General features: G+C 69.5%; 7 protein-coding genes and 1 pseudogene. 7 read left to right on the top strand and 1 reads right to left on the bottom strand.

Features of this window, described 5'->3' with window-relative positions; genetic code table 11:
• The 7 genes and pseudogenes from VI078_12840 to VI078_12810 all read left to right on the top strand — a co-directional run.
• A partial coding sequence (locus VI078_12840) for a carboxypeptidase regulatory-like domain-containing protein (protein HEY6000167.1) occupies positions 1–2303 on the top strand: 2303 nt, incomplete at its 5' end.
• 123 nt (positions 2304–2426) lie between these two features.
• Positions 2427–3005 (top strand): FKBP-type peptidyl-prolyl cis-trans isomerase, encoded by a 579-nt coding sequence (locus tag VI078_12835; protein HEY6000166.1) that lies wholly within the window; start codon positions 2427–2429, stop codon positions 3003–3005.
• Positions 3006–3246: 241 nt separating this feature from the next.
• Positions 3247–3681 carry a hypothetical protein gene (locus VI078_12830; protein HEY6000165.1) on the top strand — a complete coding sequence of 145 codons (435 nt, stop codon included), beginning with the start codon at positions 3247–3249 and terminating at the stop codon, positions 3679–3681.
• The gene (locus tag VI078_12825) at positions 3671–4660 is read left to right on the top strand and encodes a hypothetical protein (GenBank protein HEY6000164.1); all 990 of its coding nucleotides are present in this window, start codon (positions 3671–3673) and stop codon (positions 4658–4660) included. The genes VI078_12830 and VI078_12825 overlap by 11 nt, the downstream gene beginning before the upstream one ends.
• A gap of 2 nt (positions 4661–4662) precedes the next feature.
• Complete coding sequence (locus VI078_12820) at positions 4663–5286, top strand: hypothetical protein (GenBank protein HEY6000163.1); 624 nt, start codon at positions 4663–4665, stop codon at positions 5284–5286.
• Positions 5283–6476, top strand: a complete 1194-nt coding sequence (locus VI078_12815; protein ID HEY6000162.1) for an ABC transporter permease — start codon at positions 5283–5285, stop codon at positions 6474–6476. Before VI078_12820 ends, VI078_12815 begins: the two co-directional genes overlap by 4 nt.
• Positions 6473–6991 (top strand): annotated as a pseudogene (locus tag VI078_12810) (ABC transporter ATP-binding protein). The gene VI078_12815 and the pseudogene VI078_12810 overlap by 4 nt, the downstream one beginning before the upstream one ends.
• Before the next feature lie 183 nt (positions 6992–7174).
• Here the strand turns inward: VI078_12810 and VI078_12805 are convergent.
• Positions 7175–8455: MASE3 domain-containing protein (locus tag VI078_12805; GenBank protein ID HEY6000161.1), on the bottom strand; the 1281-nt coding region annotated here is incomplete at its 5' end.

The raw sequence follows: 8455 nt of genomic DNA, 5'->3' as shown, positions 1-8455 counted from the left end.
TGAGTTCCGGCGGCACGGGCCTGGCCGGGGTGACGATGACCCTCTCCGGCGCGGCCGGCGGCACGACGACGACCGACGCCTCGGGCAGTTATCAGTTCGCGGGTCTGCTCAACGGGTCCTACACCGTCACGCCGAGCCGCGCGGGCTACATCTTTGCGCCGACGAACGCGGCGGTGACGGTGGCCGGCGCCAACGTCACGGCAGTGAACTTCACGGCGACGGCGGTCTACACGGTCTCGGGCACGGTCACTTCCGGCGGCACGGGCCTGGCCGGGGTGACGATGACCCTCTCCGGCGCCGGCAGCGGCACGACGACAACTGACGCCTCGGGCAACTATCAGTTCGCGGGGCTGGTCAATGGGTCCTACACCATCACGCCGAGCCGCGCGGGGTTCATCTTTGCCCCGGCGAGCGCGGCGGCGACGGTGGCCGGCGCCAACGTCACGGGAGTGGACTTCGCGGCGACGGCGGTCTACACGGTCTCGGGCACCGTGAGCTCCGGCGGCACGGGCCTGGCCGGGGTGACGATGACGCTCTCCGGCGCCGGCAGCGGCACGACGACGACCGACGCGTCCGGTGCGTACCAGTTCCCTGACCTGCCTGATGGTGCCTACACCGTCACGCCGAGCTTCGCGGGCTACATCTTTGCGCCCACGAGCGTTGCAGCGACAGTGGCGGGAGCCGACGCCACCGGGGTGAACTTCGCGGCGACCGCGGTCTACACCGTCTCGGGTTCGGTGACCTCCGGCGCGACCGGCCTGGCCGGGGTAACGATGACGCTCAGCGGCGCGGCCACCGCCACCACTACGACCGATGCCTCCGGCGCCTACACCTTCACGAGTCTGGTCGACGGCAGCTACACCATCACCCCGAGTCTGCCGGGCTACGTCTTTGCGCCGGCGGACGCGTCGATCACGGTGGCCGGGGCGGACGTCACGAACGTGGACTTCGCGGCGACGGCAGTCTTCACAGTGTCCGGCACAGTGACCTCCGGCGCGACCGGCCTGGCCGGCGTGACAATGACGCTCTCCGGTGCGGCCACTGCCACCACCACGACCGATGCCTCCGGCGCCTACACCTTCACGAGTCTGGTCGACGGCAGCTACACCATTACCCCGAGTCTGCCGGGCTACGTCTTTGCGCCGGCGGACGCATCGATCACGGTGGCCGGGGCGGACGTCACGAACGTGGACTTCGCGGCGACGGCAGTCTTCACGGTGTCCGGCACGGTGACCTCCGGGGGCACGGGCCTGGCCGGGGTGACGATGACACTCTCCGGCGCGGCCACCGCCACCACCACGACCGATGCCTCCGGCGCCTACGCCTTCACGAGTCTGGTCGACGGCAGCTACACGGTGACGCCGGGCCTTGCCGGGTACGTCTTCCTGCCGGCAAGTGCGCCGGTGACCGTGGCCGGGGCCGATGTCGCTGGAGCAGATTTCGCCGGCATCTCCAGGGCACCGCTGTCGTGCCTGGGGCTCTACCGTGTTGTCAGCGGGATGGGCGGGTGGATGATCGACCAGAACGGCAACCGGCGTTGGGATACCGCCGGTGGGGACGCACTGGTATCCTGGATCGTGCGCCCGGGTGACATCCCCGTGGTCGGCGACTGGAACCGCGACGGACGTTCCGAGATGGGTCTCTACCGCCTGGCGAACGGCAAGGCCATCTGGTTCCTGGACGTGAACGGCAACGGTGTGTGGGAGGCTCCTCCCGCCGGGGCGGATCGGACGGTCGTGTGGCCGGGCGGTGCGGGGCAACTGCCGGCGGTCGGTGACTGGGATCGCGATGGGTTCAGTGGCGATCTCGGGGTGTTCCGCCCCGGCCAGGGGACGGCATCCTGGCTTCTGGACAGTAACGGCAACAAGCGGTGGGATTCGGTGGCGGGCGGCGACGCACTCTACCGGTGGACGGCCCGCACGGGGGATCACCCCGTCATCGGGGACTGGAACAGGGACGGCTTCGTCGACGACCTGGGCGTGTTCCGGCTGGGCGGCGCGACTGCGTTCTGGATCCTCGATGCGAACGGCAACAAGCGCCTGGATCCGTCAGGCGGAGGCGACGGCAGTTTCGCCTGGCCGTTGTGGCTGGGCAGCCTGCCGGTCGTCGGCGACTGGAACAGGGACGGCTTCGTGGATGATCTGGGCGTGTTCCAGGTCCTCAACGGCAGGGGCTACTGGAGGCTGGACAACAACGGCAACAAGCGTTGGAACGGGCCGGGGAACGGCGACCGGATGTACCTCTGGCCCGCCACGCAGGGGAGTCTGCCGGTGCCGGGCGCGTGGCTCAATCGCGGATACTAGTCACGTGACGTGGTCGCCGCCTGGGGAGCCCGCGCCCGCCAGGCGGCGACGTGGCGCTCGGCGGTGCCGGGAGGCTCTGGGGACGAACCCGATACCGGTCCGGATCAGGCAAAGGGGGAATGGATGATCAAGCAGCTGACGTCACTCGCACTCGCGGCCGCACTGACGATGGCCGCGCAGGCCTCGGCCGATGGGGGTCTGCGGACCGCACAGGGATCCGAGCGCTCCGGCGGCGACCGCACGACGCTGGTCGCCCAGAATGCGGTCACCCCACCGGGCAGCCCGCGCGCCGGTGAAGTCTCGCGGGAGCAGCTCAGGGCCGAGGGGAGAAACTTCCTGGCTGCCAACGCCAAGCAGGAAGGGGTGATCACTCTCCCCAGCGGGGTGCAGTACCGCGTCGTGAGCGAGGGCCAGGGTGCGACCCCCAAGCCCGGTGACACGGTCGTGGTGCAGTACCAGGGGAAGTTGATCGACGGGAGTGTCTTCGGGAGCTCGGGCGAGGGCGGCAAGTCCGAGAAGTTTGCCGTGGACCGGCTCGTCCCGGGCCTGGCGGAGGCACTGAAGCTGATGAAAGAGGGCTCTCACTGGATCGTCTACCTCCCCGCTGCGCTCGCCTTCGGTGAGCGCGGCCCGCTCGAGGAAAGGGTCGTCATCTACGACATCACGCTTCTGTCGGTGGAGCCGCAGCCCAAGCAGCCGTAGGCCGGCCTCCGGGGGCCGGTGAGGGATGGGGTCATTGCCTCGTTGCCGCGGCGCCCCTCGACGCATACCTTGTAACTGAAAGCACACCCACACGAGGGGTGCGTTCGAGCGCCCGCCCATGGCATGCGGGTGTGTCGGTCGCCTGACAACCGGGGCTCGTCTCACGAAAGACGAGATCCGCGACCGCGGGGGAGCGAAGCGCAAGGCCGCCCGCGGAGAAGGGGAATCGGGCTCCAGGACCATGCGCACACCCGCGAAGATCGTCCTGGCGCTCCTCCTCGCCGCCGCCCCCGCGGAGTCGCTCGGGTCCGGGCCCGAGGCGCGGCCCCTGGTGTTCGAAGCGATCCCCGCGCAGGGCACGAAGGTCCGGCTCGACGCCGAACGGCATTTCGTCTTCTCCTTCAACGAGAAGCCGACCATGGGCACGGCGATCGCGAAGGTGCAGATCTTCGGCGCCGGTGGCCGCACGGACCAGTCCTTCGAGATCCGGGGCAACGCCGACATGCCGACCATGGGCTGCCAGCGGGGGAAACCGGAGCGGACCTTCGTGCTGAACAAGAAGGGCGACTACCTGCTGCCGTTCACCTTCGGCATGCCCGGCGAGTGGGAGGTCTATCTCACGTTTCTCAAGGACGGCGCAGTGGTCTACCGGGGCAAGTATGCCTTTGAAATCTAGCACCGCCCTGGCGGCGGCCCTCGTCCTGGCCGGGGCCGGAGCTGCCCGCGCGTCGAGCCAGCTGCTCTTCTTCGAGGCCCAGGGCGTCGCCGGCTACTCGAGCGCGGCGGACGAGGCGATCTTCTACTCGATGAACCCCCGGGAGATCATGCAGAAGCCCAGCGTCGGCTTCGACTACCTCGGCCGCCTCTCCGGGGACGCCGGGGACTGGCTCGCGGCCGCGCTGCAGATGCGCCTTGCATACAACGCGGAGCCCGAGGAGGACGACCCAAAGCTCGAGGTCCAAGTGTACAACGCCTTTCTCAAGTACAAGGGCGGATGGGGCGATCTGTGGGTCGGCCACAACCGGCCCGCCCTCGGGCTCGGCGCGTACTTCGACAGCCACGCGCTGCTGCTGCGCACGCTGGCGATGCAGGGGTACGGCTTCGACCGCGACTGGGGCGCCGGCGTCTACCGCGAGACGGAGTGGGGAGCCCTGGCCGGGAGCCTGACGACCGGGACGGGCGCGCCCGTGCGCTTCAACGGCAACTGGCTCGCGGCCGCCCGCGTCGGCCACGGGGTGGTCAACCGCGACAACTGGACGCTCGGGCTCTCGGCCGCCGCCGGCGAGACGTTGGAGACCATGGGCAACGCCGTGCTCGAGTCCGAGCCGGCCGACCTGCGTCTGGTCGCCCTGGACGCGGCGCTGCTGCGGGACAATCTCGAGCACCGCGTCGAACTCGAGGGGGGGCGGCTCTGGGGCGAGAGCGCCTTCGCCGTCCTCTACCGCCTCGGCGTCCTGCTCGACGGCGAGGGGCGCTGGAGGATCGAGGCCCAGCCGGAGTACCTGGAGGCCGGCGGGGAGAAGGGATTCCAGGGCGATCTCTGCCTCTCCGTGCTCGCGACCGCGGACCTGACCCTGCGACTCCTCTATTCCTACAACGAGGCGGATGACGACCACCGCGTCGTCTTCCAGGTCTACTACTACCACCAGATCTGACCATGAGACGCGACGCGCTGTGCATTCTCGTGCTCCTCGCGGCGCTCGCGCCGGGCGGCACGGCCTTCGCCGCGGTGGGCTGCGAGCTGAACGACCCCGACCGGGACGTCAGGCGCCTCTTCCCCGGCGCCACGGGCTACAAGACCCTCTACATGTCCATCTCCAAGAAGGGCGGCGCGCCGCTGCTCGCGCGCGTCGAGTCGCGGCTCGGCGATTCATTCCGCGGCATCTACGAGACCGCGGACGTGCCGTACACGATCTACGAGATCTACCGGGGCAAGGAGCGGGTCGGCTACATCCACGGGGTGAACCACAAGGGGGAGTACGGCGGGATCCAGGTGTTCCTGGCGCTCGATCTGGCGGGGACCATCCGGAGCTTCTACATCCAGAAGCTCACCAGCCAGTACGCGAAGCAGCTGCGCGACCCGGCGTTCGGGCGCCAGTTCGTCGGCCTCGGGCTCGCGGATTTCGCGGGCTACGACGTTGTCACCGGCCGGGCGCAGGGCCGGACGGCCGCGATCCTGAACCCGGCGCCCCGGGCGGAGATCGACTTTCGCGCCGCGCTGCGCGCCACGAAGAAGAACCTCATCCTGATGGACGAGTTCGTCCTCGGGGGCAAACCGTGATCTCGAGCTTCCAGTTCGCCGCCAGGAACCTGCTGCGCAAGAAGGTCCGCAGCCTGCTGACCCTCGTCGGGATCGCGCTCTCGGCCTGGGTGCTCATCAGCCTGCTCGGCTTCAACCGCGGCTACCAGCAGGCGCTCAGCCGCGACATCGACAACATGGGCTTCCAGCTGATCGTCACCGCCAAGGGCTGCCCCTACGAGGCCGCCACGATGATGCTCAAGGGCGGCACCGGGCTGCGCTACATGAAGGAGGCGATCCTGGGCGACGTCGCGCGCGACCCTGCCGTCGAGACGATCACGCCGATGCTGATGCAGGCCGTCTTCGACCCGGACAAGGGGGAGAGCGGCGGGATCAGCGCCTTCGTCGGCGTGGACCCGCAGACCTTTCCCCGGATGAAGTCCTTCCTCCAGTTCCGGCAGGGGGGGTGGTTCAGCAACGACGAGGCCCTCGAGGTCGTGATGGGCTACGAGGCCGCCGAGCTCGAGCAGCGCGAGGTCGGGGACAAGACCCTCATCCCGGAGAAGGGCGTCGAGCTGAAGGTGGTGGGGATCCTCAAGCGCAGCGGCACCCAGGACGACGGCACGCTCTTTCTCCCGATCCGGACGCTCCAGAGGATCTTCGAGCGCCAGGGGGAGCTGACCGGCATCGGCATCAAGCTCAGGAAGGACGCCAATTCGTCGGCCTTCGAGGAGCGGCTCTACCAGCTGCCGGACGTGCAGGTCGTGAGCATGGCCCAGGTGCGGCAGACCATCATGAGCCTTGTCGCGACTGCAAAGGTGATGGTCCTCTCCATCGCGGTGATCGCGATCCTCATCGCCATGGTGGGCGTCGTCAACACGATCCTGATGTCGGTCCTGGAGCGCTACCAGGAGATCGGCATCCTCAAGACGATCGGCGCCATGCCCGGCGACATCTTCAGGCTGGTCTGGCTCGAGACGCTCGTGCTCTGCCTGACGGGGGGCGCCGCCGGCGTCCTGCTCGCGCTCGGGCTGGCGCGGCTCACGGAGCTGCTCATCCGGCGGGTGCTCCCCTTCGCCCCGAGCGGCGGGCTCGTCCAGATCGACGTCCGCCTCGCCCTCGTCACCCTCGGGACGATCCTCGCCATCGGCCTCCTCAGCGGGGTCTACCCGGCCTGGCGCGCGGGACGGGTGCGGCCGCTGGAGTCCATCCGCAGCGAGGTGGGGCGATGAACGGGCCGCACTGCTCCATCGAGGCCCGCGCCCTCTCCAAGACGTACTTCCGGGGCAGCGAGGAGGTGCGCGCGGTTGACGACGTCTCCCTGCGCGTGCTCCCCGGGGAGTTCGTGTCCTTCGTCGGCTCTTCCGGGTCCGGGAAGACGACGCTCCTCAATCTCCTCGGCTGCCTCGACAACCCCACCGGCGGCGAGCTGGACGTGGACGGGCGGCCGATCGTCGCGGCGGGCAGGCCGCTCTCCGAGCGGGCCCTCACGCGCATCAGGCGCGAGACCTTCGGCTACATCTTCCAGAGCTTCTTCCTGATCCCGACCCTCACGGTCCTCGAGAACGTCCTGCTGCCCCTGACGTTCCACCGCAGCCCGCGGGCTGACGGCGACGCCCTCGCCATCCTCGAGCGCCTGGGCATCGCCAACCGTCGCAACCATCTCCCCGGCCAGATCTCCGGCGGGGAGATGCAGCGGGTCGCCATCGCCCGGGCCCTAGTCAACAGGCCCCGGATCCTTCTCGCGGACGAGCCGACCGGGAACCTGGACACGAGGCGGGCCGCGGAGATCGGTGCGGTGCTCGCCGATCTGAACGCGCGGGAAGGCCTGACCATCGTCATGGTCACGCACAACCCCGAGATCGCCCGGCTCGGGCACCGCGTGCTCGAGATGCGTGACGGCCGGATCCTCGCCGGTCCGGCGCCGGATTCACATCCTCTCGTCCCGACCACTCGCGCCGTCCGCGACCCCCGTCTCCGGGGGGGCGAGCGGAAAGAGGGCGGTGAAGGTCGAGCCGCCCCCGACCGCGGAGTCGACCTCGATGCGCCCGCCGTGGGATTCGACGATCTTCTTGACGATTGCGAGGCCCAGGCCGGTGGAGCGCTCCCCGGCGGTCCCCTCCGCCGCCGCGGTCGCGAAGGGCAGGAAGATCCTGCCCAGCGACTCGGGTGCTATCCCGATCCCCTGGTCGTGCACGCTGACGGCGGCGCGTCCGTCCCTGCCGAAGAGACGCACCGTCACCCGGGTTCCCGCCGGTGAGAACTTCAACGCGTTCGAGAGCAGGTTCGAGAGGACCTGTTCGAACCGCGCCGGGTCGACGCAGGCGGGCGCGACCTCCTCGCACTCGAAGTCGATCTCGATCCCCTTGCCCTGCGCGAGCGACCGCTGGACTTCGAGGATCTCCTCGACGAGGCGGCGCAGATCGTGCGACCTCGCCTCCAGCCGCAGCCTGCCGGACTCGATCGCCGTCATGTCGAGCACGTTGCTGACCATGGCGAAGGCCCGGTCGTTCGTCCGCCGGATGACCGCGAGCAGGCGCAGCCCTTCCGCGTCTCCCCGTGCCGCAAGCGTCCGTGACAGCAGCGTGGCGTACATCCCGATCGCCGCCAGGGGCGAGCGGATGTCGTGCGCGGCGATGCCGAGCAGCTCGTTCTTCTCGGCGATGAGCGCCGCGAGCTCCTCGTTCTTGCGCCGCAGCGCCTCCTGCGCCTGCGCCAGCTCGATGTTCTCGGCCTGCAGCGCCGCCTCACTGTGCTTGAGCTCGCGGAAGAGCAGCTCGAAGGGGCGAGCGATGGCGGTCTCGACCAGCGCCCGGTAGATGAGCGCGATCGAGACGAGCTTCAGCAGGTGGCCGATGAGGTTCGAGAAGCCGTAGACGTCGGTGTAGAGGGTGAACGAGACCTCGGTGCCGATCTTGAAGACGATCGAGAGCGCGAGGGCCCTGAACACCGGCGGCTCGAAGCAGCCCCTGCGCCGCGCGAGCAGGAGCAGGGCCCCCGCCAGGGTCAGCACGATCATGTACTCGCTGCCGATCTTGAAGCCCGTCAGGCCCTGGCCATCCACGAAGCAGGCGGGGAAGCGGCCGGAGAAGATCGCCGCGGCGAGGGCCCCGAAGACCGCGCCGCTGCCGAGCAGCGTCCCCGCCAGCGGGACGGCGCGGGCTACGAAGAGCGGCGCAATCAGGAGGGCGACGCTCTCGAAGGCGCGCGC

The sequence above is a fragment of the bacterium genome, assembly GCA_036524115.1.
Classification (GTDB): domain Bacteria; phylum JAUVQV01; class JAUVQV01; order JAUVQV01; family DATDCY01; genus DATDCY01.
The sequence above is the reverse complement of the archived record's forward strand: the minus strand, read 5'-3'. Positions and strand labels throughout refer to the sequence as shown.

Bases quoted from the DNA above. Each gene is read 5' to 3' on its own strand.
- VI078_12835 (HEY6000166.1), top strand. From the start codon at position 2,427: ATGATCAAGCAGCTGACGTCACTCGCACTCGCGGCCGCACTGACGATG.
- VI078_12830 (HEY6000165.1), top strand. From the start codon at position 3,247: ATGCGCACACCCGCGAAGATCGTCCTGGCGCTCCTCCTCGCCGCCGCC.
- VI078_12820 (HEY6000163.1), top strand. From the start codon at position 4,663: ATGAGACGCGACGCGCTGTGCATTCTCGTGCTCCTCGCGGCGCTCGCG.